Source organism: Streptomyces sp. NPDC126499 (genome assembly GCF_040302485.1).
In the GTDB taxonomy this organism is placed as follows: Bacteria; Actinomycetota; Actinomycetes; order Streptomycetales; family Streptomycetaceae; genus Streptomyces.
In genome coordinates, this window is sequence record NZ_JBEOUO010000017.1 from 87,593 (window position 1) to 112,596 (window position 25,004).

The following is a 25,004-nucleotide window of genomic DNA, read 5'->3' on the forward strand; positions in this document are numbered from 1 at the left end:
ACGGTACGGCGAGCGGTCGGGCGGAAGCGTTGCGTCCGATTCAGCGGGTTTATAGCGATCTGCGGCAATGACCCTTGACTGGGGCCTTTGTCCGCTGTGAATTCGCATGAACAGATGTTCATCCCATTTATCAGCGGAGTTCGGCAGATGACCCCACGCACCAGACCCGGCGCGGCGGCCCTCGCCGCCGTCCTGCTCGCCGCCGCCACCGGCTGCGCCGCCGCGGACCGTACGCCTCCCGCCCCGGCGGCCACGGGCAAGGCGCCGCAACCGCCCGCCGCGCCCGGGGGAGCGTCCGCGCCGGCCCCCTTCACCCTCGTCGCCTCCGGTGACGTCCTCCCGCACGCCTCGATCATCCGCCAGGCCGCCGCCGACGCCGGCGGCCAGGGCTACGACTTCCGCCCCATGCTCTCCGGTGTCAAACCGGTCGTCTCCACCGCCGACCTGGCGATCTGCCACATGGAGACCGTCTACGGCGAGCCGGGCGGCCCCTACACCGGCTACCCCGCCTTCAAGTCGCCGCCCGAGGTTGCCGAGGCCCTCAAGGAAACCGGCTACGACTCCTGCTCCACCGCCTCCAACCACACCCTGGACGACGGCGCCGCCGGACTGCGCCGCACCCTCGACGCCCTCGACCAGGCCGGTGTCCGGCACGCCGGCTCCGCCCGTACCGCCGAGGAGGCGGCCCGGCCCACCCTCCTCAAGGCGGGCGGCGCCACCGTCGCCCAGCTCGCCTACACCTACGGCACCAACGGTTATCCGCTGCCCGAGGGACAGCCCTGGGCCGTCAACCTCATCGACGAGCAGAAGATCCTCGCCGACGCCCGCGCCGCCCGGCAGGCCGGCGCCGACGTCGTGGTCGTCTCCGTCCACTGGGGCACCGAGTGGCAGACCGCACCCGACGAGACCCAGCTCGGCCTCGGCCGCGCCCTCACCGCCTCCCGCACCGGCGGCCGTCCCGATATCGACCTCCTGCTCGGCACCCACGCCCATGTGCCCCAGGCGTACGAGAAGGTCAACGGCACCTGGATCGTCTACGGCATGGGCGACCAGATCGCCGGCGACATGATCAACTACGCGGGCTCCTACGACCGCCGCGGCAACCAGGGCACCCTGGCCCGCTTCACGTTCGGCCCGCCCACCGCACCCGGCGGCCGGTGGGAGGTGACCAGGGCCGAGTTCGTCCCCCAGTACTTCGACACCGCACGCGGGCGTGTGGTGAACCTCAACGCCGCCATCGGGCAGGGCGAGCAGCAGTACACCGAGATCCGCGACACCATCCGCGAGGTCGCCGAGAGCCGGGGCGCCGCCGCCGACGGACTCGTCATGGGGCAGTAGCCGCGCAGCGGCCCGTCCTATCGGCTCATCAGGTGCTTTCGGGCGGACGGCCGGTGTCGCTGCGCGGGCCGCGCCGTCCTCCGTTCGCACCATTGGTCATGAAAAAGGATGAGACGACCACAGGGCGGCGGTCGCTGCTGCGCCTCGCCGCCGCCCTCGGCGCCACCACGGCCGTCGGAGTCTTCACCACCGACCGGCTGACCGGCCCCGACGGCCCACCCGCCGCCGGTCCCGGCGGCGCACCCCCGCCCGGCCGCCCCGCACCCGCCCCGCCCGGCGCGGCGGCCGGACCCCAGGCCCAGGCCGCCCGGCTCAGACCCTCCGCGTACCGGCTCCAGCCGATGACCGGCTACGCGCCGCCCGCCTTCCGCAAGGCGATCCCCCCGGTCCGGACCCGTCCCTTCCTCCATCTGACCGGCGTCGGACGCTCGATGGTGCTCACCTTCGACGACGGACCCGACCCGCGCTACACCCCGCAGATCCTCGCCACCCTGCGCCGCTACGGCTGCCGGGCGATGTTCTTCGTCTGCGGCGAGATGGTGGTCGGCCAGGAGGACCTGCTCAAGGAGATGGCCGAGGACGGCCATGTGGTCGGCAACCACTCCTGGTCCCATCCCCTCGTGCCCAGGCTGCGGCCCTCCCGCATCCGCCAGGAGCTCGGCTCCACCAGCGACGTCATCGAACGGGCCCTCGGCGCCCCGCCCCTGTGGTACCGGGCGCCCTACGGGGCCTGGAACCGCCACTCGTTCGAGATCGGCGCCGAACTCGGCATGGAACCGCTGGCCTGGACCGTCGACACCCTCGACTGGAAGGAGCCGCCCACCGACAGCATCGTGCGCCGCGTCCTCGACGGGGCCGGGCCCGGCGTGGTCGTCCTCAACCACGACGCCGGCGGCAACCGCTCCCACACGGTCGCCGCCCTGCGGCGCTATCTGCCCGAACTCCTCGACGCGGGCTACAGCATCACCGTCCCGCGCCGCTGAGCCCGGCGGCGGTACGACGAGGGCCCCGGCGCCGTCCGTGCGCCGGGGCCCTCCTCCCGTCCGCGGCCGCGCCTACCGCGAGCCGACCATCCGGGCGTAGACGACCACGTTGCCGTCGTAACCGTGGGCGCGCGAGTAGCCGCCGCCGCAGGTGATCACCCGCAGTTCGGGCTGCCCGGTGTCGCCGTAGACCTGGACGCCGGGGAAGTTGTTCTTCTCGTATACCTCGACCCCGTAGATCTCGAAGACCGCCACCCGGCCGTCGTAACGGTCCACCTCGATGTGCTGGCCCTTCTCCAGGGAGCCGAGGCCGTAGAAGACCGCCGGACCCGCCGTGTTGTCGACATGGCCCACGACGACCGCGGTGCCGCGCTGGCCCGGCGCGATGCCGTTCTGGTACCAGCCGGCGAGGTTGGCGTCCTGCGGCGGCGGGGCGGCGATCCAGCCGTTCTGGTCGAGGCCCACGTCCATGATCGGGGCGGCCACCCGGATCGCCGGGATCCTGATCCGCGAGGCCGGGGCGAAGGGCAGCTCCTGGAGGCCGGCGGTGGTGGGCGCCGGGCCGACCGGACGGGCCACCGGGCGGGAGGCCGCCGTGGGCTGGGGCGGACCGGACTCGAAGCCGACCCCGTTGCGCATTATCGCCAGGCCGGAGAGCATGACGAGGGCCAGGGCGCCCCAGGGTTGGCGTCTCCTGGCGGCTTCGAAGAGGCTGAAGTCCTTGGGGCTCATGGTCCTCCCTTGGTGGCGTCACGTGGAACGGTAAGGGCGGGGACGCGAACCCGCGATCAGAGCGGGGCGAACGGGTGGCGGGACCCTCCGGCGGGTGCGCCGGGGCCCGGAGGCCGGGTGCGCGGGGCCGCGGGCCGGGTGCGCGGGGGCCCCGGGCCGGGTGAACGGCGGATGACCCATCCGAGTATTCGTCAGATCATCGCTCCGACGCCGCGTGACCTGCGGCTCCGTCAGATTCCCACCCCCGTTCGGCCGGTATCGGGCCTCACCGGGGTGGCCCATTGCCGAAATGCGCAGGCCGTCCGCACTTGTGATGGTTCGTCATGGAAGGCGTACTCGTCGAATCTCCCGGAGCACCGCTTTGGGGCGTCTTCCACTGGAGGTTCAACCATGCGTGCTGCACGCACTCTGGCGGTGACGGCGACCGCGTTCGCGGCGCTCGGGCTCGCGGCCCCCCTCGCCACCGCCACCAACGGGCCCAGCAGTGTCACCGTCGGTTCCTCCGCGGTGCAGCGGGGAGGTGACGGCATCCACGTCAACGTCATCCCCTCCGCGGTCCACCAGGGGTCGACTCTCACGATCACCGTCAAGGGCTGCGGCGGTGGCATCGTCTCCTCCGCGGCCTTCCCGACCGTCAGCCTTTCCGCGCCCTTCGGCGGGGTCTCCAGCGCCGTCGCCCGCGTCTACAACCACGCCACGCCCGGCGAGCACACCCTGACCGTCCACTGCACGAGCCCCAACAAGGTGCTCACCCACCGGTTCCGTGTGCTGGCCGGCCAGGGCACGTCGGGCGGTCTGGGCGGCGCGCTCGCCCCCAGCTCCACCGAGATGGCGGTGGGCGGCAGCCTCGTCGCCGCCGCGGCCCTTGGCGGCGGCCTGTTCGTCATCCGCCGGCGCCGCATGTCCGGCGCGGGGGCCTGACCGGTCGAACCTCCCGGTCGGCCCGCAACGCCCGTCGCCCCCGGATCCTCAAGGATCCGGGGGCGACGGGCGTCATGGCGGGACGGGTCGTCGTGGCGGGTGCCGGCGGTGCGGATCGGGGCACCGTCCGCGCCGTCAGCCGCGCCGGCCGGCGGCCGCCCTGCGACGGACCACGAAGACCGCGCCGCCCGCCGCCGCGAGCACCATGGCGCCACCGGCCGCGAGCGTCCAGGCGCCCGGCCCGACCGAGCCGCCGAGACCGCCCTGCACCCCGCGCGGCGGCGGGAGCAGCGTCGAGCTCGCCGTCGGGGTGGGGGTCGGTGTCGGGGTCGGCATGCCGCTGATGGTGAGGTCGACGGAGCCCTGAATGCCGCCCGTGCAGTTGAAGGAGACCGTGTAGACGGCGCCCCGCTTGGCGTCGAAGTCCACCGTGGCGGTGGCGGCCGAACCGGGGGCGATCGTGACGGTGTCGAAGATGCCGGCCGAGGCCGTCGCCGTGCTCGCGCAGCCGGGGGCACTCAGGGTGACCCGGCCCCCGGGTGCGACGACGGGGGGAGAGACGACGAAATCGCCCGGTGCCTTCGCTCTGGCCGCCTTGGGGTTCGGCGCCGGGGCGCCGTCGGCGGCGACGGAGGGGGGAGCGGCCAGGGCGAGGGTGGCCGCTCCCAGCAGAGCGGTGGAAACGGCACGTATCGCGTGCATGGGTGAGTCCTCCGGATTCCGAGGAGCAGCTGCGGAAGGGTTTTCCGCAAAGGGCGCGGAATGCACCTCGATGTCCGAAACGGTAGGAGCCCTCTACCACAACCGCGATCCCAGACCGGCGAATGGGGCACGCGTGTCGCCCGCACGGCCCACGGGCCGTCCGCCCCTCATTTCGTGAGCTGCGGGAACAGGTCGGTGAACGGCCCGGCGGTCGCCGAGATGCCCCGGCCGTACGGAGCGTCGAAGTTCCAGATCAGGAACAGCAGGAAGGCGATGAGCGCGCTGAACAGACCGGCCAGCAGCAGTTCCCTTCCGGTGCGCCGGATCTGGAGCGTGAAGATGAGCCCCACCGTCACCAGGGCCCCGATGATGAGGCCGAACCACACCACCCCCGGCATCGTCTCGCCGGCGCTCTGCCCGCGCGCCCCGCGGGCGTCGTCGGCGACGGCCACCTGGTCCACCAGCGGCTGGTAGGCCTGGCCCTCGAAGTCGTTGGCGGGCTGGTAGTCGGTCACGCTGCGGCGGACCTTCTCCAGGAGCTCCGTCCCCCGGTCGGTCAGCTCGCCGTGCTCCGCCATGTGCGGGAACTCGTCCCCGACGACGTACGACACGTACGCGTCGACGTCGGAGCGGATCCGCTCCCGCACGGCCTGCGGGTAGACCTCGGCCCGTGCGGAGATCTCGTGCAGCGCCTGCGCCTCCTGGCGCACGGTCTCCTGGGCCGCGCTGCGCGCCTCCCAGACGCCGGCGATGGCGAGACCGAGGACGATGGCGTACACCACACCGATCATCATCGTCATGTACTCGATGACGTCCGGGGTCTCGCTGGGGTCGTCGTCCTCGGGGAGCCGGCGGTTGTTGATGACGACGATGGTGAGCACGACGGCGCACGCGGCGGCCATCGCAAGGGTCAGAACAAGCCATTCGGACACGTGTGCACTCCGGGAGGGATCAGCGGGAGAGGGGCAAGGGGGTCACGGGGGTCAACGGGAACGGGAGCGCAGGATCGCGGTCGCGAGCACTGCGGGGGCGGTGATGAGCAGGGTGGTGCTGAGCACGTTCGGGGCGCTCTTCGGCTTGACCCGGGCGGTGCGCCGGTAGTGCGGCAGGGCGACCGGGGCCGGCGGCCGGGGGCGCAGGGTCGGCGCGGGGGACGGCGAAGGGGGCGCGGGCGGCTCGGGCTCCGGGGCGGGCGCGGGGGGCGCGGGGCGCGGTGGCGCGGGCTTCGGCGCCGGCCTGGGCGGGGGAGCGGGCCGGGTGGTGGGCGGCGGCTCCGGGGCGGGCGGGCGCGGCTTGGCCGTCGGCGTGGGCGTCGGCTTGGGTGGCTTGGGGGTCGGTTTCTGGGTCGGCTTCGGCGGCTTGCTGGGGTGGGGCGGGTGTGTGGGGTGAGGAGGATGGGTCGGGTGTGGCGGGTGGCTCGGGAAGCAGGGCCCCGGCCCGGCGGACACGATCGCGACGCTCGAACCGTCGGGACCGGTCGAGGCGTACGCGCACGCGTCGGCGGCGGCGGGCACGGGTGCGGCGAGCAGCCACACCAGCGCGCCGGCCGCGAGGGGCCGTGACAGGAGCGATCCGTACTGAGGCGACAGAGACACGCCTCGCAGCCTGATCATATGGATCGGCCCCCAGGGCCGGAACGGCCCCGGATTCGCCGGATGGAGGGGATCTCGCGGTGCGGGGGTTTGACGTTTCCGTGCGTTCTGTCGTCTCACGCGTACCCAACGCCGCCAACGCCCCCGCCGTTTCGCTCCGTTCGGAAGAGAACGGAAGGAATGTGTGAGCGGCCGACCCCGTCGGAACTCCTCACGCCGGGTAGTGGCCGGTTGCCGCCTCACGTTGCCCCGCACGCTCCGCCCCCCCCGGGCTTTCCGGGCTGCGTCTGACGCTACGTCGGCTCCGCGCACGGCCATCCGCACGTGCAGGCGCACGGGACGGAGGCGTGAAATCCTCCGTCCCGGGAGCACGTGCCAATGGCGTGTGACCAAGAACGGATCGTGAATTTCCGTTTCTACTCGCTCTCTCGGCGGGCGATCAGTAGCCTCAGCTCGAACGTCGGCGGCGAACACCTGGCCGCATCCCGTGGCGACTTGTTGGAGACTTTGATGGAGCGTCCCGCCTGGGCTCCGCCGGGCATCGATATCTCGGTCCCGAGCGTGTCCCGTATGTACGACTTCTATCTGGGCGGCTCGCACAACTTCGAAGTGGACCGGGAAGCGGCCCGCAAGGCCATGGAGTTCCTCCCGGGACTCCCCAAGATCATGCAGGCGAACCGGGCCTTCATGCGGCGCGCCGTCCGCCACGCCGTCGCGGAGGGCGTCACCCAGTTCCTCGACATCGGCTCCGGCATACCGACCTTCGGCAACGTCCACGAGGTCGCCCAGGCCGCGAGCGACCGGGCGCGCGTCGTCTACGTCGACCACGACCCGGTCGCCGTCGCCCACAGCCGGGCCGTGCTCGACGGCGACGACCGTTCGGGCGTGGTCGCCGCCGACCTGCGCAAGCCGCGCGAGATCCTGCACAGCCCCGAGGTCGGCGAACTCCTCGACCTGGACCGCCCGGTGGCCCTGCTCCTCGTCGCGGTCCTGCACTTCCTCGAGGACGCGGACGAGCCGTACGAGGCGGTCGCCGAACTCCTCGACGCGCTCGCCCCCGGCAGCCTCCTCGTCCTCACCCACGCCTCCTACGAGGGCATCCCGGTCCCCCCGGAGCGTGCCGGCGGCGCCGTCGGCGTCTACCGCGACATCCGCAACCCGCTGGTGATGCGCTCCCGCGAGGAGGTCACCCGCTTCTTCGACGGCACCGAGCTCGTCGCACCCGGAGTCGTGCCCATGCCCCGGTGGCGGCCCGACCACCCGGACGAGGAGGAGGACCCCTTCGCCTTCTCCGGCTTCGCCGGGGTGGGGCGCAAGGCGTGAACCTGCCGCCCCAGCCGGCCGGTTCCGTCGCCGACGGACCGGAGGACAGACTCAGACGCTTCGTGACCATCTGGAGCCGGGCCGTCTTCCCGGTCACGGCCACCTCGATGACCCGGCAGGAACTCGAGCGGCACCTGCTGCCGCCGGCCCGCGAGCTGTCCGAGGCGCTGCACGCCCGGCCGTTCGACGCCGCCCCCGCCCACCGGGTCGGACAGGCCCTGGTGGCCGCCCACTGCACCGATCCCGAAGCGCTCGCCCGCAGCCTCGGAGTGGTCGACGCCTACCTGGTGCTGTACTGCGCGGGCGCCGGGGACGGTGACGAGCGGGGCACCGAAGCGCGGGGCACCGAAGGGCGGGAGCCGGGGGCGCGGCGTACCGGGGCGCGGGAGACCGGGGCGCGGGACCCCGCCCTGTCGGGAGAGGAGCTGCGGGCCCGCTGCTCCAAGCTCCAGCACGCCATGGCGGCCGGCTTCGCCCAGGCGCTGCGCGAGAGGACCCTCGCCGAGCAGGAGTCCATCGCCCACTCGGCGCTCGCCGCCCGCAGCGCCGCCGAACTCGCCCTGCACGCCACCGAGAGCCGCTTCCGCGCCGTCTTCGACGGCGCCGCCATCGGCATCGGCATCGCCGACCTCCAGGGCAACGTCCTGGAGGTCAACGAGACCCTCACCCGGATGTTCGGCGGCATCGAACAGCACGTCGTCAGCCGCAACATCGCCGAATGGGCCCATCCCGAGGACGGCCCGCACGTCTGGCGGCTCTACGACGAGCTGGTCCGCGGCGAACGCGAGCACTACCGGGTCGAGAAGCCCTTCCAGCGCGGCGACGGCAGCGTCCTGTGGACCAACCTCACCGTCTCCCTGCTGCGCGACGCCGACGGCGTCCCCCAGTACCAGCTGGCACTCATGGAGGACACCACCGAGCGGCGCCTGCTCAACCTGCGGCTGCGGTACGAGGCCACGCACGACGCGCTCACCGGGCTGCCCAACCGGACGCTGTTCTTCGAGCGCCTGGAGAAGACCCTCGCACCGGCCGACGGCAGCCGCTTCGGCCTGTGCTACCTCGACCTCGACGGCTTCAAGGTCATCAACGACAGCCTCGGCCACGCCACCGGCGACCGGCTGCTCGTGGAGGTCGCCGACCGCCTGCAGACCTGCGTCACCGCGCCGGGCGAGATGGTGGCGCGGCTCGGCGGCGACGAGTTCGTCGCCCTCACCACCGGCCCCGGCACCGAGCGCAAGGTCGCCGAACTCGCCGACCGGATGCTCGCCGCCCTGGCCACCCCCATCCTCATCGACGGCCGCGAACTGCCCGTCCGCGGCAGCGTCGGCGTCGTCGAGGGCGCCGCGGGGGAGCGGACCGCGGCCGAGGTGCTGCGCAGCGCCGACATCACCATGTACCGGGCCAAGTCGGCGGGCGGCAACCGCTTCGAGTTCGCCGACGCCGAGGCCGACGCCCGGGCCATCACCCGGCACGGCCTCACCACCGCCCTGCCGGCCGCCCTGGAGCGCGGCGAGTTCTTCATCGAGTACCAGCCGCTCGTGCACCTCGGCGACGGCAGCGTCCACGGCGCCGAAGCGCTCGTACGGTGGTGCCACCCGCAGCACGGCGTCCTCGGCCCGGACCGGTTCATCCCGCTCGCCGAGAACACCGGACTCATCGTGCCGCTCGGCCGCTGGGTGCTCCAGGAGGCCGTCCGCCAGGCCAGGTTCTGGCAGGACGGCGCCCCCGGCGGCCGCAGGGCGACCGGTCCGCTACGGGTCAACGTCAACCTGTCGCCGACGCAGCTGCACCACCCGGGCCTGGTCGCGGAGACCGTCGACGTCCTGGAGCGCTCCGGACTCGAACCGGGCGCGCTCTGCCTGGAGGTGACCGAGTCGGCGCTCATCGGCGCCGACGACGACCTGCTCAAGCCGCTGCGGCAGCTGGCGGAGATGGGCGTGGACATCGCCCTCGACGACTTCGGCACCGGCTACTCCAACCTGGCCAACCTGCGCCGGCTCCCGGTGAGCGTCCTCAAGCTCGACCGCTCCTTCACCCGGGGCATGCAGCAGCACCCGGCGGACCCGGTCGACCTCAAGATCGTCGAAGGGATCGTGCACCTCGCCCACAGCCTGGAGCTCGCGGTCACCGTCGAGGGCGTGGAGACCGGAGCCCAGGCGCAGCAGCTGCGCGAGCTGGGCTGCGACACGGCCCAGGGCTGGTACTACGCCCGCCCCGGCGCCCCGGACCGGATCCACTCCCTGGTCCTGGCGGACGCGGTGTAGCGCCACCCGTCCGGCCGGCGGGACACCCCCGGTCAGCCGGTGGGTGTCCCGCGCCGGGAGGCCATGAGCAGCTTCTGCAGCTCGCGCGCCGCCCGCGGGGGCGCCACGTCGCTGCGGTGGGCCAGTGCGATGGTCCGGCGCAGGCCGGGCCGTGCCAGGGCGGTGACCCGCAGGTCGCGGCCCGCCCGGGCGGCCACCATCGTGGGCACGACGGCGAGGCCGAGACCGGCCCGTACAAAACCGAGCACGGCGTCCATCTCACCGCCCTCCACCGTGAACGACGGCTCGAAGCCCTCCGCCCGGCAGGCCGCGACCGTCAGCTCCCGCAGGTCGTAGCCGTGCCGGAACATCACCAGCGGCTGGTCGCGCAGATCCGCGATCCGCACCGGCCGCCGGGGCGCCGGGGCGGACGCCGCGGAGACCACCACCAGGTCCTCGGTCAGCAGCTCCACCGTCGTCAGCGCGGGCGAGGGCGTGGGCAGGGGCAGCACCACCAGCGCCAGATCCAGCGCGCCGCGCGCCAGCTCCCGTACGAGGTCGTGCGAGCCGCCCTCCTCGATGAGCAGCCGGATCCCCGGATGCAGGTCGTGGAAGGCGCGCAGCACGTCCGGCAGCAGCCCCGTGCACAGGCTGGGCGTCGCCCCGAGCCGCACCCGGCCGCGCCGGAGCTGCACCAGCTCCTGCACCTCCTGCCGCGCGGTGTCGGTGTCGGCGAGGATCCGGCGGGCCAGCGGCAGCAGGGCCTCGCCGGCGTCGGTCAGGGCGATGTTGCCCCGGGCCCGGCTGAACAGCTCCGCGCCCAGCTCCTGCTCCAGGGCCTTGATCTGCTGCGACAGCGAGGGCTGTGACACATGGACGCGCTCGGCGGCCCGGGTGAAGTGACGGGTCTCGGCGACGGCCACGAAATAGAGGAGCTGCTGGAACTGCATGCCACCACCCTACCCAGATCCATAGAGCACGCCTATCGAGATCAGCCGAACCATGTCTTGGACCTCTCAGGCCCTCCGGCCCTACCGTCGCTGGCATGGCTCTGGCAACCAAGACCGACCGGCGCTCCGGCCGGAAGTCCGACCGGTCCTCCGGCCGGCCGCCCTCCCCCATGCCGACCCGCGGATTCTGGGCGTCGACGATCGGCAAGAAGACGGTCATGGCCGTGAGCGGCCTGATCATGCTCGCGTACCTCGTCGCCCACGTGGCCGGCAACCTCAAGGTCTTCTTCGGCCCCGAGGAGTTCAACGCCTACGGCCACTGGCTCCGCGTCATGGGCGCCCCCGTCCTGCACCACCACTGGGGCCTGTGGATCGCCCGGATCGTGCTGCTCGCCTCCGTCGTGGCCCACGCCGTCTCCGCGTACCAGCTCAGCCGCCGCGACATCAAGGCCCGCCCCACCCCGTACGTCCACCGCCGCAAGGGCGCCTCCTACGCCACCCGCACCATGCGCTGGGGCGGCGTCATCCTCGCCCTGTTCATCGTGTGGCACGTCCTCGACCTCACCACCGGCACCGTCCACCCCGGCGGCTTCGAGGAGGGCAAGCCGTACCAGAACGTCGTCGACACCTTCTCCACCTGGTACGGCAACGTCATCTACATCGTCGCCATGCTCGCCGTCGGACTCCACGTCCGGCACGGCTTCTGGAGCGCCGCCCAGACCCTCGGCGTCGGCAACGCCCGCCGCGAACGCCTCCTCAAGGCCACGGCCAACACCCTCGCCCTCGTGCTGACCGCGGGCTTCGTCTCCGTCCCCGTCGCCGTCATGACCGGAGTGGTGAGCTGACATGACCTCCCCCGACCGCCTCCCCGACTACCGCGTCGGCGAACCCATCGCCGACACCAAGGCCCCCGCGGGCCCCATCGCCGAACGCTGGGACACCCGCCGCTTCCAGGCCAAGCTGGTCAACCCCGCCAACCGCCGCGGCCACCGCGTCATCGTCGTCGGCACCGGCCTCGCCGGCGGCTCCGCCGGCGCCACCCTCGCCGAACAGGGCTACCAGGTCGTCCAGTTCTGCTACCAGGACTCACCGCGCCGCGCCCACTCCATCGCCGCCCAGGGTGGCATCAACGCCGCCAAGAACTACCGCAACGACGGCGACTCCGTCCACCGCCTCTTCTACGACACCGTCAAGGGCGGCGACTTCCGCGCCCGCGAGTCCAACGTCCACCGCCTGGCCCAGATCTCCGTCGAGATCATCGACCAGTGCGTCGCGCAGGGCGTGCCCTTCGCCCGCGAGTACGGCGGGCTCCTCGACACCCGTTCCTTCGGCGGCGTCCAGGTCTCCCGCACCTTCTACGCCCGCGGCCAGACCGGCCAGCAGCTCCTCCTCGGCGCCTACCAGGCCCTGTCCCGGCAGATCGCCGCCGGCAACGTCGAGATGCACCCGCGCACCGAGATGCTCGACCTGATCGTCGTCGACGGCCGCGCCCGCGGCATCGTCGCCCGCGACCTCGTCACCGGCCGGATCTCCACGCACTACGCCGACGCCGTCGTCCTCGCCACCGGCGGCTACGGCAACGTCTTCTACCTGTCCACCAACGCCATGAACTCCAACGCCACCGCCGTGTGGCGGGCCCACCGGCGCGGCGCGTACTTCGCCAACCCCTGCTTCACCCAGATCCACCCCACCTGCATCCCGCGCACCGGCGACCACCAGTCCAAGCTCACCCTGATGAGCGAGTCCCTGCGCAACGACGGCCGCATCTGGGTCCCCAAGGCGAAGGGCGACACCCGGCCGCCGCACGAGATCCCCGAGGACGAGCGGGACTACTACCTGGAGCGCATCTACCCCTCCTTCGGCAACCTCGTCCCGCGCGACATCGCCTCCCGCGCCGCCAAGAACGTCTGCGACGAGGGCAGGGGAGTGGGACCCGGCGGCCAGGGCGTCTACCTCGACTTCGCCGACGCCATCAGGCGGATGGGCCGCGCCAAGGTCGAGGAGAAGTACGGCAACCTCTTCGACATGTACGAGCGGATCACCGCGGAGAACCCGTACGAGACGCCCATGCGGATCTATCCGGCCGTGCACTACACCATGGGCGGACTCTGGGTCGACTACGACCTCCAGACCACCGTCCCCGGCCTCTTCGCCATCGGCGAGGCCAACTTCTCCGACCACGGCGCCAACCGGCTCGGCGCCTCCGCCCTCATGCAAGGTCTCGCCGACGGCTACTTCGTGCTGCCCGCCACCATCAACGACTACCTCGCCCGCCACCCGCACGCCCAGCCCGTCACCGACGAGCACCCGGCCGTCCGGGAGGTCCTCGCCGAGACCGAGGACCGCCTCCACCTCCTCCTCGCCGTCGACGGCGACCGCACCCCCGACTCCTTCCACCGCGAACTCGGCGAGCTCATGTGGGAGTTCTGCGGCATGGCCCGCACCGAGCAGGGCCTGCGCAAGGCGCTGCGCCGCATCCCCGAGATCCGGGACGAGTTCTGGCGGCGCATCAAGGTCCCCGGCACCGGGGAGGAGTTCAACCAGTCCCTGGAGAAGGCCAACCGGATCGTCGACTACCTGGAGCTCGCCGAGCTCATGTGCCTCGACGCCCTCCACCGCGAGGAGTCCTGCGGCGGCCACTTCCGCGAGGAGTCCCAGACGCCGGACGGCGAGGCCGCGCGGCGCGACGAGGAGTTCTCGTACGCCGCGGCCTGGGAGTTCGCCGCCGACGGCACCCCGGTGCTCCACAAGGAGGACCTGACCTTCGAGTACGTCCACCCCACCCAGCGGAGCTACGCATGAGGCTCACCCTGCGCGTCTGGCGCCAGAAGAACGCCGACGCCGAAGGCGCCATGACCGTCTACGAAGTGGACGGCATCTCCTCCGACATGTCCTTCCTGGAGATGCTGGACACCCTCAACGAGGACCTCATCCTGCGCGGCGAGGACCCCGTCGCCTTCGACCACGACTGCCGCGAGGGCATCTGCGGCGCCTGCAGCCTCGTCATCAACGGCGACGCCCACGGCCCCGAACGCACCACCACCTGCCAGCTCCACATGCGGTCCTTCCGCGACGGCGACGCCATCGACATCGAACCCTGGCGCGCCGCCGCCTTCCCCGTCGTCAAGGACCTGGTCGTCGACCGCTCCGCCTTCGACCGGGTCATCCAGGCCGGCGGCTACATCAGCGTCCCCACCGGCTCCGCGCCCGACGCACACGCCACCCCGGTCCCCAAGGCGGACGCCGACTTCGCCTTCGAACACGCCGAGTGCATCGGCTGCGGCGCCTGCGTCGCCGCCTGCCCCAACGGCTCCGCGATGCTCTTCACCTCGGCCAAGGTCAACCACCTCGGCGTCCTGCCCCAGGGCGCCCCCGAACGCGAGACCCGCGTGCTCGACATGGTCGCCCAGATGGACGCCGAGGGCTTCGGCGGCTGCACCCTCACCGGCGAGTGCGCCACCGCCTGCCCCAAGGGCATCCCGCTGCCGTCCATCGCGGCCATGAACAAGGAATGGCTCAGGGCGAGGCGGAAGGCCGCACGGCGTCAGACACAGGGGTGACGGGGTGCCGCGCGCCGGGCGGGCATCGTCGGGGCGCCACAGGGTAGACGGTGGAACACACGGACGACCCAGGGAGGACCCCATGCCCGGTTTGATCACGCGTCTCAAGGAGTTCGCCCGCAGCCCCCAGGGCCGGCGCGCGGTCGAGTCGGCCCGCCGCGCCGCCGCCGACCCGCGCAAGCGCGCCCAGGCCCGCAGTCTGCTCACGCGGCTGCGCGGGCGCCGGTGACGGCGTCGGAAGCGGAGGCGGCGTCGGCGTCAGGGTCGGAGGCTGAGGCGGCGTCGGCGTGGGAGGCGGCGAGGGACGGAGACGAGCATGGCTTGGCAGACACTGACACGGTGGGAACGAGCCCTGGAGCGGTGGCAGAGCACGCTCGTCTCCCGGCTGCGTCCCACCCGTGAGCCGGTGGAACTGCTCGACGCGCTGCACCAGGAGTGCGACCGCCACGCCGTGGTGTGCAGCGAGAGCCGCGTGGTGGTCCCGAACGCCTTCGAGGTCGAGCTGGACACCGGCGTGTTCGCGGAGCTGGTGCGGCACGGCTGCGGCGACGTGGGAGTGATGCTGACGGACAACCTCGCGCGCCACGGGCGGCGCCGGGGATACGAGTGGGCGGGGCCGCTGACCGTACACGTCACCCCGACGTCCCTGCCCTCCGGCAACCCGTATCGCGTGTACAGCGGCCCGATGACCCACGTACGCGCCGACGCCTTCCCGCCGGAGGGCTGACCCGGTCGGCGGTGCGCCCCGGGGGCCCCTCGACCCTAGGAGCCCTCGGTCCCCGGCGCCCGGCTCGCGGGCCCGGCCGCACCGTTCCGGTCGCGGATGGCCTCCAGACGTTCGAGGTGCTGCTCGCCCCACTCGCCGAGCGGGACGAGCGCGGCGACGAGCGACCGGCCGAAGTCGGTCAGGGAGTACTCCACCTTCGGCGGCACCTGGTGGTGGACCTCCCGGTGCACCAGGCCGCCGGCCTCCAGCTCCCGGAGCTGCAGGATGAGCATGCGCTCACTGATGCCGTCCACGGCCCGCCGCAGTTCGCCGAAGCGCAGCGGGCCTTCGCCGAGCCAGAACAGGATCAGCCCCTTCCATTTTCCGCCCATGACGTCGATGGCGGCGTCCAGGCCACAGGTGTAGCTCCGCTTCTTCATCAGCCCGCCCTTCAATACTTACAAAAGTGTGGGTACCTGAGAAAATTGTAGGTACTTGTACAAAAGTTGGTGCCCTCGCAGCATGGACCGGTAACCACCGGGACGTGAGGCAGGAGAGACCATGAGCGGGCATGACCGCACCCCCGTGACCGTCGTAGGGCTCGGCTCGATGGGCAGCGCGCTCGCCGGGGCGTTCCTCGAGGCCGGGCACCCGACCACCGTCTGGAACAGAACGCCGTCGAAGGCCGAACCGCTGGTGTCCAGGGGCGCCGTCCACGCGCCGGCCATCGGCGAGGCGATCGCGGCGGGTCCGCTGATCGTCGCCTGCCTGACCACGTACGAGGACACCATCGAGGCCCTGGAACCGGCGGCGGCCGCGCTGTCGGGACGGGCGCTCGTCACCCTGAACAGCGGGTCGCCGTCCGGCGCCCGCCGGATGGCCGCCTGGGCACTCGGCCACGGCATGCGGTACCTGGACGGGGCGGTCAAGGACGTGCCGTCCGCGGTGGGAGCCGACGACACCCTCCTGTACTACGGCGGCGACCCGGCCGTCTTCGACGAGTTCGCCTCCACGCTGCGGGTGTTGGGCGGCGACACCGTCCACCTCGGGTCCGCCCCCGACCTCGCCGCCCTCTACGAGACGGCCGTGGGCGGCACCCTGCTGCCGGCGCTGGTCGGCTTCTTCCAGGGCGCCGCCGCTGTGCGGGCGCGGGGCCTGGAGGCGGCGACGATGGTGCGCTTCACGGCCAGGTGGTTCGAGATGATCAACTCGGTGCTGCCGGTCCTCGCGTCGGAGATCGACCGCGGCGACTACAGCGACGGCGCCTCCTCGGTGAACCTGTTCCTGGCCGGAGCGGAGCACGACCTGGAACTCGGCGAGGAGGCCGGCCTCGACGTCGCCTGGCACCAGCCCTTCCACGACCTTCTGCGGCGAGCCGCCGACGCCGGTCACGGCGACCACAGCATCTCCGCCCTGACGGAGGTGCTCAGGAAGCCGGCGCCGGTCGGCGCGTCCAAAGGCCCCGCAGGAGAGTGAGGGCGGGCCACCGGCCGGCCGCTCCACCCGGCAGGTCCGGTGCCGCCCGGGGGCAGCCCTCCAGGCCGCCCCCGGTCAGGCGTTTCCGGTCCGTCGTCCCCCCGGTCAACCATCCCCCCGGTCAACCGCCCCGGGTCATGCCCGGGTCAGGCCGGGGTGAGACCGGCCAGGCGGGCGAGCCTGCGGTACGAGTCGATCAGTGCGGCCCGGTCGTACGTGCTCGTCGTCACCAGCACCTCCTGCGCCCCGGTCTCCCGCACCGCCCGCGCCAGCTCGTCGGCGACCTGTTCCTCGGTGCCGTACACGTGGCCCCGCAGCCCCGACTCGTAGAAGCCGCGCTGCTTGTCGGTCATCTCCAGGGCATCGATCCGCTCCGGCGGCGCGAGCGGCGGGAAGACGCCGCGGGTGCGGGAGTACGCCAGCGACCACGCCTCCGGCATCAGCATCCGACGGGCCTCCTCCTCCGTGCCGGCCACCGCGACCGTGCCGGCCACGACGACGTACGGTTCGGCCGACCAGACGGAGGGGCGGAAGCCGGACCGGTAGCCGTCGATCGCCTCACGCAGCCGGGTCCGCCCCTTCAGGTCCCCGATGACCAGCGGCAGGCCCGCCGCCGCGGCGATCGTCGCGCCCTCGCCGGTCGCCAGCACGTACGGCGGCACCCGCAGCCCCTCGGCGGGACGGGCGTGCACCTGCGGGTGGGCGGTCTGCTCGCCGGTGAACCAGCCGAGCAGCTCGTCCAGTTGGGAGGCGAACCGGTCGGCGTCCTCCTTGTCGCGCCCGAGGGCCCGCCGGATGCCGTCGGTGAAGCCGACCGAACGGCCGAGGCCCATGTCGATCCGGCCCGGGAACAGCGACTCCAGGACGCCGAACTGCTCCGCCACCACCATCGGCTGGTGGTTCGGCAGCATCACCCCGCCCGTGCCGACCCGGATACGCGTGGTCGCCCCCGCCACGGCCGCGGCGAGCACGGTCGGCGCCGACCCGGCCACGCCGGGCACACTGTGGTGCTCCGACACCCAGAACCGGTGGTAGCCGAGCGCCTCGGCCTCCCGGGCCAGGCGCACCGTGTCCCGCAGCGCCTGGCCGCCGTCCTCACCCTCCCGGGTGCGGGAGCGGTCGAGGACGGAGAGGCGGATACCTTCGAGGGGCGTCGTCATGGTGCTCACGCAGGGTTCAACACCGCGGAGCGCCGGGGATTCCCGCGCTGCCCGGCCGGCCTCCCAGACGACCGACGTCCGCTGCGCGGAGCGCGCGGGCATACAGCATGCGCTGACGTGTATGGGGCAACCCATCTCGGCCTGCGCGGAGACCACCTCGTCGAGGTATCCGCCGGCCAGGCCGTGCACGACCCACCTCCGCCTGCGCGGAGACCACAGGGACGCGGGCGAGCGGATCTCGTCGTCCCACGGCCCACCTCCGCCTGCGCAGAGACCACTCGAGCTCGCCCGCGCGCAGGACTGGGCCGGGCGACCCACCTCCGCCTGCGCGGAGACCACTCGAGGATGGACAGGACGGGGTCGGTTTGCCGCGACCCACCTCCGCCTGCGCGGAGACCACCGGGCCTGCCACCGTTTGCCCTTGCCGTGCGACGACCCACCTCCGCCTGCGCGAGACCACGGCGGGATCATCGAGGCCCGCGAGTTGGCCGGCGACCCACCTCCGCCTGCGCGGAGACCACCGCGCCCCGCAAAGCCGCCGCCTGGAGTTCGGCGACCCACCTCCACCTGCGCGGAGACAACATCAGCGACGTGGACGGGGTCCTGGTCCTCAACGACCCACCTCCGCCTGCGCGGAGACAACCTCCCTGGTGCCCACCATCTACAGCGCCGCCCTGACCCACCTCCGCCTGCGCGGAGACCACACTTCCTGATCTGCGATTCTATAAGGGCTTTGCCGTTTCTTGACCCTGCCTCTCGAAGGCCATCAGCGTCAGCCCGTCGAAGTCCTTCGGTACACGGCGACGGCTGCCTACGGTCCTCAGAGTGAAGCCTTGTTCGTTGGCGGTGGGGTAGGCAAGGACGGCGGCGCCGTCGGCGGTGCAGGCGGTTACGGCTGTCCAGAGTTCGTCACGGACCCGGGCGGAGACGGTGCCGACGTACAGCTCGGGTGTGACTTCGAGGAGCCAGCGGGTGAGGGCGCCGCGGAGGTGGTCGGGTACGGCGGTGGCGGAGATGACGATCATCGAGGGCATGGTGGTGAATCTCCCGTGCGCGCGGTCAGGGGTCGAGGGTGTGGTTGGTGCCGCCGGGGACGGTTCCTGTGATGGGGTCCCAGAGGTCCACGAGCTGCTCTTCGGGGTCGGGGATGTCGGCGGAGTGGCCGGGTGCGAGGAGGGTCTGGATGTCGGTGACGATGCGGGGGAGCAGTTTGAACAGCCGCAGACCGTCTCGGAAGGAGCGGCGGGCTGCGCCTTCGGGATCGGTCGAGTTGTGGAGGGAGAAGGCGAGCGGGATGGTGAGGTCTGCCTTGTAGAGGTCGGCGATGTCGTACACGAACGCTTGCTGGTTGCCGCTGTGAACGAAGCCCAGGGCGGGGGAGCAGCCGAGGGCGAGGATCGCGGCGTGGACGATGCCGTACAGGCAGGTGTTGGCGGAGGAAAGGGCGAGGTTGACGGGATCCTGGGTGTCCCAGGAGGCCGGATCGTAGGCGCGTCGGAAGCGGCCGATCTTGTACTGGCGAGCGAGGAGCTGGTACTGGGCCTTGACGCGCTGCCCTTCGAAGCCGCGGAGTTGGTTGAAATTGGTGCCGACAGGCACGGTGCCGGGGCCGAAGCGCTTTTCATACATGGCGGTGGCGACGGCGAGCCGTCGGGTGTCGTCGGCCCAGGCGCGTGTCTGGTGTTCCAGCCAGGTGGTCGTGAGGGAGTCGGGCACGGCGGCGGCATAGCAGCGGACGCCGCCGGAGCCGGTGATCAGGACCGTGGTTCCGTGGCGGGCGAAGGTGGCGAGCGCGCGGGCGGTGATGGAGGTTCCGGGACCCAGGAGGACACAGGAGAGGGCGGCGGTGGGGAGGTAGACGGTTTCCGTGCCGCGTCGTTCGCTGGTGACCTCGGCGCAGACGCCGGTGTCGTCCTGCTGGACGCGGACGATGTCCAGGTAGAGGAAGGAGAGCGAGTCCGCGACTCGGGGCAGCATGGCGACGGTGGGCGCGGCAAGGCGACGCCGCCCGTGAGAGCGGGCGGCGTTCGGTGCTGGGTCGAGACCGGTCATTGGGGACCTCGTGCCGGGGCGATGGTGAGGAGGCCGCAGCCGTAGGCCTTGCCACGTCCGATGCCTTCGATGATCTTCGTGCGGAGCGAGTCCGGGTCCTGAATGGTCGCGGTGCCGTCGAAGCGGGTCCGGGCGTGGCGGACGAGGGCGCGGGTAGCGGTTGCGCCGCGTTCGCCGTGGCGTCCGCCGGCGGCGTCGAGGGAGGTGGATTCGATGGTGTGGGGTGTGAGGCCGGCGGCTTGCGCCTGGCGTTCCCACCAGGTGTCGGCCGCGGCGCCGTGGAGGGGGACGACGGCGGGGAGGTTGTAGTGGGCGCGCGTGGTGTGCCCGGGGCGGCGGACGGCGTTGGCGATGCAGCGGTATCGGATGGTGAGGCCGGGACGCAGGGCGTCCAGGAGTGCGTCGAGGGGGCGCGAGAGGCCGGTTCCGTAGTTCTCGGGGAGCCGGGAGAGGTCGGGCAGGTGGGTGCTCTGCATCAGCAGGTGCAGTCCGTGGGGGGTGTCCTCGGTGCGGAAGAGTACGTTGAACCGGGCCCGCGGGTCAGGTCCGGCCGCCGGCGGGAAGAGGGCCATGAGGCGGTGGTGGAGCGCGAGGCCCAGGCGCGTGCCGGTGGTGTCGCTGCGGGCCTGGGCCGAGCGCGGGTCGGGGGCGATACGGGTGAGCCAGACCGTCACGGGCGGTGTCCTTCCTCGGTTTCCGGCAGGTGGCGGGTCAGGTAGGTGGTCAGGGCGTCGAGGTGCTTCGTGCCCAAGCCCGCGTACTGCTCGGCCGGCAGGTGCACGGAGCGGCGGTAGAGGGGGCGGGCCCGGTAGGCGCGGCGTGTGGTGTGGAAGGTGAGGGGTTCGTCCGTCGCCTGGCCCGAGGGGTGGACGCCGTCGCGCGCGTCGGCGGTGACCAGGTTGTCGGGGACGGGAAGGGTGTGCAGTGGCCGGTCGGAGATGAATTCGATGCCGGAGGGCGCGGGAGTGCTCGCGGCCAGGGGAAGGCGTACCAAGTGGTGCAGTGCGTCGTCGGTGCGGGCCAGAAGGAGCGGGCCTTCCGGCGGGCAGGAGCGGCGGCCGAGGTAGAGCGGCCACTGCGGAAAACGCAGGGCGCTCTCACAGCGCGCGAGCAGGTCGTGGGCGTCGGCGTGTTCCGCTTCTGTCGTGTCCGGGATGCGGGGCGTGGTCAGAGCGATGGTGAAGGCGGCATCGGCGAGGTAGTGGCGGTGGCTGAGGAGTGTGGCGGTCTCGCCGCTGCGCTTCTTGCCTTCGGCAGTGGTGACGGTGGCTTTGGCGGGCAGGCCGCCGCCGACGGTGTGCAGGTCGCGCAGGCGGACGCCGGGCCGGTCGGCCCGTACGGTCAGCGACAGGCGGGCAAGGTCGGCGATGGATTCGCCACGGCGGCGGCCGAGGGCGGCGGCCAGCAGTCCGATGACTCCCGAGCGGGTGGGGAAGGCCGCGGTGTCGCGGTCGGTGAAGTGGCTGTGCTCACCCCAGGACTGCAAGGGAGCCGCCAGCCGCAAAAGCAGGCCGGACTCGGGCAGCGGCAGGGGCAGGGCGGGGCCGCTCATGCGCTGGTTCCGGCGGGGGCAGGGCTGAGTGCGGTGGCGAGGACAGCCTCCAGAAGCTCGTCGAGAGAGCCGTAGCGGATGCCGAAGCCGGACAGGTCCTTGGAGTCGACGCTGAAGAACCCGGAGGTGAGGATCCGCCCGCTGCCCAGCATGGCGTTGGCAGCCTGGGCGTAGGCGCTGAGCTGGTCGGCGGAGGGTTCGGCCAGACCACTGGTTTCGGTGGCGCGGACCGGCTTCTCGAAGGCTCCCGCATAGGAGACCGGACGGTCGGCCCGCACGGAGATGTGGATCAGGCTGGGCAGGGTGTGCGGCGCGGTGGAGTTCTTCTTGGCGCGCGGCACCGATTCGATGAAGGCGGACAGGAAGGCGCCCGTGAGCTCGCGCAGCGCATCCGGCTCGTTGCCGATGTTCGCCGACAGGTCACGCAGGTCGACGGTGGCGAACCGGTAGAAGGTGCCGGCACTGTACTCGGCGTGCCCCATGTGGCCGCTGCCGGTGCTGTCCTTCCAGGCCGCGGTGATGTCGTCGACCGCGCTGAAGTAGTCCACCTCGACGTCGGTGGTGTGGGTGGTCAGGGCGTGGGCGACCTGGACGGCGCCGTCGACGCCGGCTTCGTCGACCTCGGCGAGCATGCGGCCGAACAGGTTGATCACCCCGTTGCGGGAGCGCAGGACCGTATCGATGCGGTCCTTGGGCACCACACTTTTGTCCGCGGGCTTCCTGATGTCCTTGGCTGCCTCCAGCTGCGGAAGAAACTCCTCGGCGAGGTCGCAGAGTTCACCGACGGCCGTTTCGGGGACGTAGACCATGGCGTTGGTCAGGACCTGGTTGGGGATGATCTGCTTTTCCTTGTCCTTGGCCAGTTCGAACTTGATGCTGCTGCCCGCTGCGACGTGACCGCCGGCCCGCAGCGCCAGGTCGGCCGGCCATCCCCGCTCCTGCAGTTCGCGCGCGACCCGCTCACCGATGCGCCGGGTGCGCAGGGCGGCCTGCCCGATATGCGTCTGGAACTCCTCGCGTGCCGCGCGCTTCCAACACTGGCTGCTGACCCGCGTGCGCAGCGTGCCTCCGTACTGCACGGTCTTGACGGCGTTGGCGTCGTCCCGGTTCAGGTTCGAGAACGGGACGGGGTGAAGGACGTGGACGTCGATGAAGCGGGCGGTGCTCGATGTCATGGTCGGTCGCATTCTGTGGTGGTGGCGTGCAGTGGAGGGCGGGCCGTGGGACACCTCGGCGAGAGGCGGTTACGGGGCACTGTCCAGGAGGTCGTTCCGGTCCTCCTGGTCACTCTGGGCATCGCGGCTTCTGTGGGTCTCCCGGTAGTAGTCCTGGAGCCAGCGGCGACTGATGCGTCCTGAGAACACCGGCCAGGCGATCAGGTCGTCCATCAGCCGGACCCAGTCGACATCGATGCCGGTCTGCCTCAGGTAGCGCACGGTGGCCGGCAGGTGGCGGTGCAGTCCAGCGGCGCTCTGCCGTGTCAGCAGGTGCAGCCGGGCTTCGGCGGTGGAGGCCCGCATCTCGCGTTCACGGCCGGGGCTTCGGACGACTGCCTGCGCGAGGCAGTGGCCCAGGCTTCGGCCCCAGCACTCGGACTGCGTGCTCTTGCCCCCACGCGCCGAGACCGGGCCGGTGTCATCTGCCGCTGAGCGGGCGGGGGCTGGTTCCTCGGCGGCCTCAGCGGCCTCAGAGGGTTCGTCGTCGGTCGCGAACGTGTGCCGCGGCCGGTCGGCGATCATCGACGCGATCAGGTAGAAGGCGCGTTCCTCCGTCTCGGGCACGTGGCGTCGGCTGGGAAGCCAGGGGGCCACGATGCGGTGCATCGGGCGCACGTGGTCGAGGTTCCGGCGCAGACCTGCGCGAAGCGCGCTTCGGGTGCCGGGGTCACGACATGCGTCCGTGATCCCGGCGATGTACTTGTGCAGATGCTCTCGACGAGAGCCGACAACGGCTCCTGGTGACTCGGTGGTCATACGGAAACTCCCTCATCCGATCCGGTGGGCTCGAGGCGGGGAAGGGCTGCGCTGCCGCTTCCTGCGTCCTTGGCGGTGCGTCGACCCCCGTACAGCTCGATACGGGCCTCGGCTACGGCTCTGGCACCGCGCAGGTGGGACGTGAGGGGTGCGGTGACCGTGTCGTAGCTGCGCTCTGCCAAGGCGAGGAAGGCCTTGCGCGTCGCCTTTCGGTCCAGGCCCGCGTCGAGCGAGGCTGAGGAACGGTCGAGCCGGCGGTAGCGCGACCAGAACTCCGTCTCGGCCTGTGGCCAGTAGCGGGCGCCGGCCTCGGCGGACCAGGTGGCATGTTCTGCCTTGGGGTCGTTCACGTAGAGGGCCCAGGCCTTGCGCACCGCACGGTCCAGCCTGCGGCCGTACAGCTCACCGAGCCGGCGCAGCCTGCCGACCGCGGCTTCGGTGCGCGGAGCGTGTTCCTCCACGAAGCCCAGCAGGGGAGGGGTGGATCCCTCGACGAACTGCCGGTCCTTGGCCTGGCCCTCCTGCTCGAACCCCAGCGCCCTCACCCGCAGCGTCTCCGCGACCTCGAAGGCGGTGTTGAACACCTTCGGCCGTCGGGGTTGTGCCGGTCCGCCCGCCTCGTACAGCAGCAGGGCGTCCACGTCACGCCACAGTGCCCGCCCGGAGTCGGCGGGCCGGGGGTAGCGGTTGCCCTGTTGGCTGACCTGCCAGATCAGGTAGGCGTCGTCCCGGGGGATGCGCTCGCCGCGGTACGCCCACGTGATGAATGCGTCCGCCACCGTGTCCGGCCGCTCCTCGTCCGCCACGAGCAGCAGAGCGTGGGAGGAGCAGGCGGTGAGCAGCGCCAGCGGTCCGGTTCTGTCGGTGGGAGGGGTCTCGGGGTCGGGCAGTTCCTCCCACTCCCACGGGCACAGGTCGACGTCACGGCGGACCGTGGCCTCCGGCGGGGTGAGCCCTGCCAGGAGGGTCTGGAAGAGCGTTTCGCCCTCGGGGTGGTAGGACAGCGCGGTACGCAGCGGACCGGCGGTGGCACTGGCGGTCTTCACACCCCCCACTTCGCGGGCCGAGCACCTGCCGGAGGGCCCGTAGAAGTGCCAGACCAGCAGATTGAGAACGGCCTCCGACACCGTCGGGGGAGTGGGGGACAGTGCGCTGACGTGGGTGAACCAGGAGTGGTTGTTGCCTGCGGGCCGGGTCACGATCAGCTTGTTCACGCCCGCGGTGTTGCCGGCGTCGCACTGCTGTGCCAGGCGCGGATCCTGCATCCAGGGCCGTCCCCCCTCGGTGTCGAAGACGAAGAAGCGATGCCCCCACACGGCGAAGTACTCCTCGATCGCCTCAGCGGGCAGCTGTCCCGCCTCGACCACGTCCATGCGGCGCTCGCCCCAGTCACCGGGGCCGCTCTCGTCGAGCCGGGTGACCCGTGCCGTCAAGGCGTACAGGATGCGAAGCAGTGCCGAGTGCGCGGGCGGTGCGGCGACCGCGAGGGCCGTGATGTCGTGGCTGCGCAGCAGCAGTTCGCGAAAGCCGACCATCTCGGGAAGAGGCTCGGAGTTGGTGCTTCGCGCGTGCGGTGCCCAGATGACGGGGAAGAAGGGTTCTTCCGCCGTGCTGTGTGAACGTGTGGGCATCAATGCCTCTCAGGAGTCACAATGCGATGGGGTCTTCGTGCAGACGGAGGTGACTCGCCTGCCGCTACTGGGGCGACGGGGGCAATACACCCCCTGCCCGCGCGAGCGGG

At 71.9% G+C, this 25,004-nt stretch carries 25 protein-coding genes; 11 read left to right on the plus strand and 14 right to left on the minus strand.

The window, feature by feature from the left end:
* The first annotated feature begins 147 nt into the window (after window positions 1-147).
* Window positions 148-1,338 (plus strand): CapA family protein, encoded by a 1,191-nt coding sequence (locus ABTZ91_RS24300; protein WP_352079330.1) that lies wholly within the window; start codon window positions 148-150, stop codon window positions 1,336-1,338.
* Between the two features lie 98 nt (window positions 1,339-1,436).
* Window positions 1,437-2,321, plus strand: coding sequence for a polysaccharide deacetylase family protein (locus ABTZ91_RS24305; protein WP_352079331.1), 885 nt, complete (start codon window positions 1,437-1,439; stop codon window positions 2,319-2,321).
* Window positions 2,322-2,393: 72 nt separating this feature from the next.
* On the opposite strand, the gene ABTZ91_RS24310 is transcribed toward ABTZ91_RS24305, so the two are convergent.
* On the minus strand, window positions 2,394-3,053 hold the full coding sequence (locus tag ABTZ91_RS24310; protein ID WP_352079332.1) for a class F sortase: 660 nt from the start codon (window positions 3,051-3,053) through the stop codon (window positions 2,394-2,396).
* 390 nt (window positions 3,054-3,443) lie between these two features.
* Between ABTZ91_RS24310 and ABTZ91_RS24315 the strand changes: the two genes are divergently transcribed.
* Window positions 3,444-3,974 (plus strand): hypothetical protein, encoded by a 531-nt coding sequence (locus ABTZ91_RS24315; RefSeq protein WP_352079333.1) that lies wholly within the window; start codon window positions 3,444-3,446, stop codon window positions 3,972-3,974.
* 135 nt (window positions 3,975-4,109) lie between these two features.
* On the opposite strand, the gene ABTZ91_RS24320 is transcribed toward ABTZ91_RS24315, so the two are convergent.
* The 3 genes from ABTZ91_RS24320 to ABTZ91_RS24330 form a co-directional block, all read right to left on the minus strand.
* A complete protein-coding gene (locus ABTZ91_RS24320) occupies window positions 4,110-4,676 on the minus strand; it encodes a hypothetical protein (RefSeq protein ID WP_352079334.1) in 567 nt (188 codons plus the stop codon).
* A 167-nt stretch (window positions 4,677-4,843) separates the two neighbouring features.
* Window positions 4,844-5,608, minus strand: a complete 765-nt coding sequence (locus tag ABTZ91_RS24325) for a hypothetical protein (RefSeq protein ID WP_352079335.1) — start codon at window positions 5,606-5,608, stop codon at window positions 4,844-4,846.
* A 51-nt stretch (window positions 5,609-5,659) separates the two neighbouring features.
* On the minus strand, window positions 5,660-6,271 hold the full coding sequence (locus ABTZ91_RS24330) for a hypothetical protein (protein ID WP_352079336.1): 612 nt from the start codon (window positions 6,269-6,271) through the stop codon (window positions 5,660-5,662).
* A gap of 507 nt (window positions 6,272-6,778) precedes the next feature.
* On the opposite strand from ABTZ91_RS24330, the gene ABTZ91_RS24335 reads away from it, so the two are divergent.
* Window positions 6,779-7,591 carry an SAM-dependent methyltransferase gene (locus tag ABTZ91_RS24335; RefSeq protein WP_352079337.1) on the plus strand — a complete coding sequence of 271 codons (813 nt, stop codon included), beginning with the start codon at window positions 6,779-6,781 and terminating at the stop codon, window positions 7,589-7,591.
* Window positions 7,588-9,855, plus strand: a complete 2,268-nt coding sequence (locus tag ABTZ91_RS24340) for an EAL domain-containing protein (protein ID WP_352079338.1) — start codon at window positions 7,588-7,590, stop codon at window positions 9,853-9,855. The genes ABTZ91_RS24335 and ABTZ91_RS24340 overlap by 4 nt, the downstream gene beginning before the upstream one ends.
* A gap of 32 nt (window positions 9,856-9,887) precedes the next feature.
* Here the strand turns inward: ABTZ91_RS24340 and ABTZ91_RS24345 are convergent, their stop codons facing one another.
* Window positions 9,888-10,784, minus strand: coding sequence for a LysR substrate-binding domain-containing protein (locus ABTZ91_RS24345; RefSeq protein ID WP_352079339.1), 897 nt, complete (start codon window positions 10,782-10,784; stop codon window positions 9,888-9,890).
* A 95-nt stretch (window positions 10,785-10,879) separates the two neighbouring features.
* Here ABTZ91_RS24345 and ABTZ91_RS24350 point away from each other — a divergent pair, with 95 nt between their 5' ends.
* From ABTZ91_RS24350 to ABTZ91_RS24370, 5 genes are all read left to right on the plus strand, one after another.
* Window positions 10,880-11,629, plus strand: coding sequence for a succinate dehydrogenase (locus ABTZ91_RS24350; RefSeq protein WP_407078018.1), 750 nt, complete (start codon window positions 10,880-10,882; stop codon window positions 11,627-11,629).
* Window position 11,630: 1 nt separating this feature from the next.
* Window positions 11,631-13,586 carry a fumarate reductase/succinate dehydrogenase flavoprotein subunit gene (locus ABTZ91_RS24355; protein ID WP_352079340.1) on the plus strand — a complete coding sequence of 652 codons (1,956 nt, stop codon included), beginning with the start codon at window positions 11,631-11,633 and terminating at the stop codon, window positions 13,584-13,586.
* A complete protein-coding gene (locus tag ABTZ91_RS24360; RefSeq protein ID WP_352079341.1) occupies window positions 13,583-14,344 on the plus strand; it encodes a succinate dehydrogenase/fumarate reductase iron-sulfur subunit in 762 nt (253 codons plus the stop codon). Before ABTZ91_RS24355 ends, ABTZ91_RS24360 begins: the two co-directional genes overlap by 4 nt.
* Window positions 14,345-14,426: 82 nt before the next feature.
* The gene (locus tag ABTZ91_RS24365; RefSeq protein ID WP_352079342.1) at window positions 14,427-14,573 is read left to right on the plus strand and encodes a hypothetical protein; all 147 of its coding nucleotides are present in this window, start codon (window positions 14,427-14,429) and stop codon (window positions 14,571-14,573) included.
* A gap of 87 nt (window positions 14,574-14,660) precedes the next feature.
* Entirely contained in the window at window positions 14,661-15,071 is a 411-nt protein-coding gene (locus tag ABTZ91_RS24370; RefSeq protein WP_352079343.1) for a DUF3662 domain-containing protein, read from the plus strand.
* Window positions 15,072-15,106: 35 nt separating this feature from the next.
* Here the strand turns inward: ABTZ91_RS24370 and ABTZ91_RS24375 are convergent, their stop codons facing one another.
* Window positions 15,107-15,490 (minus strand): helix-turn-helix domain-containing protein, encoded by a 384-nt coding sequence (locus tag ABTZ91_RS24375; RefSeq protein WP_352079344.1) that lies wholly within the window; start codon window positions 15,488-15,490, stop codon window positions 15,107-15,109.
* 121 nt (window positions 15,491-15,611) lie between these two features.
* Between ABTZ91_RS24375 and ABTZ91_RS24380 the strand changes: the two genes are divergently transcribed.
* Window positions 15,612-16,526 carry an NAD(P)-binding domain-containing protein gene (locus ABTZ91_RS24380; RefSeq protein WP_352079345.1) on the plus strand — a complete coding sequence of 305 codons (915 nt, stop codon included), beginning with the start codon at window positions 15,612-15,614 and terminating at the stop codon, window positions 16,524-16,526.
* Between the two features lie 146 nt (window positions 16,527-16,672).
* On the opposite strand, the gene ABTZ91_RS24385 is transcribed toward ABTZ91_RS24380, so the two are convergent.
* From ABTZ91_RS24385 to casA, 8 genes are all read right to left on the minus strand, one after another.
* Window positions 16,673-17,686, minus strand: coding sequence for an LLM class flavin-dependent oxidoreductase (locus tag ABTZ91_RS24385; protein ID WP_352079388.1), 1,014 nt, complete (start codon window positions 17,684-17,686; stop codon window positions 16,673-16,675).
* 722 nt (window positions 17,687-18,408) lie between these two features.
* Complete coding sequence (cas2e, locus tag ABTZ91_RS24390; protein ID WP_352079346.1) at window positions 18,409-18,720, minus strand: type I-E CRISPR-associated endoribonuclease Cas2e; 312 nt, start codon at window positions 18,718-18,720, stop codon at window positions 18,409-18,411.
* 25 nt (window positions 18,721-18,745) lie between these two features.
* On the minus strand, window positions 18,746-19,663 hold the full coding sequence (gene cas1e, locus ABTZ91_RS24395) for a type I-E CRISPR-associated endonuclease Cas1e (RefSeq protein WP_352079347.1): 918 nt from the start codon (window positions 19,661-19,663) through the stop codon (window positions 18,746-18,748).
* A 71-nt stretch (window positions 19,664-19,734) separates the two neighbouring features.
* A complete protein-coding gene (cas6e, locus tag ABTZ91_RS24400) occupies window positions 19,735-20,412 on the minus strand; it encodes a type I-E CRISPR-associated protein Cas6/Cse3/CasE (protein WP_352079348.1) in 678 nt (225 codons plus the stop codon).
* The gene (gene cas5e, locus ABTZ91_RS24405) at window positions 20,409-21,290 is read right to left on the minus strand and encodes a type I-E CRISPR-associated protein Cas5/CasD (RefSeq protein ID WP_352079349.1); all 882 of its coding nucleotides are present in this window, start codon (window positions 21,288-21,290) and stop codon (window positions 20,409-20,411) included. The genes cas6e and cas5e overlap by 4 nt, the downstream gene beginning before the upstream one ends.
* Complete coding sequence (gene cas7e, locus ABTZ91_RS24410; protein ID WP_352079350.1) at window positions 21,287-22,465, minus strand: type I-E CRISPR-associated protein Cas7/Cse4/CasC; 1,179 nt, start codon at window positions 22,463-22,465, stop codon at window positions 21,287-21,289. Before cas7e ends, cas5e begins: the two co-directional genes overlap by 4 nt.
* A 69-nt stretch (window positions 22,466-22,534) precedes the next feature.
* Window positions 22,535-23,263, minus strand: a complete 729-nt coding sequence (gene casB / locus ABTZ91_RS24415; protein ID WP_352079351.1) for a type I-E CRISPR-associated protein Cse2/CasB — start codon at window positions 23,261-23,263, stop codon at window positions 22,535-22,537.
* The gene (casA, locus tag ABTZ91_RS24420) at window positions 23,260-24,894 is read right to left on the minus strand and encodes a type I-E CRISPR-associated protein Cse1/CasA (protein WP_352079352.1); all 1,635 of its coding nucleotides are present in this window, start codon (window positions 24,892-24,894) and stop codon (window positions 23,260-23,262) included. The genes casB and casA overlap by 4 nt, the downstream gene beginning before the upstream one ends.
* Window positions 24,895-25,004 lie beyond the last annotated feature (110 nt).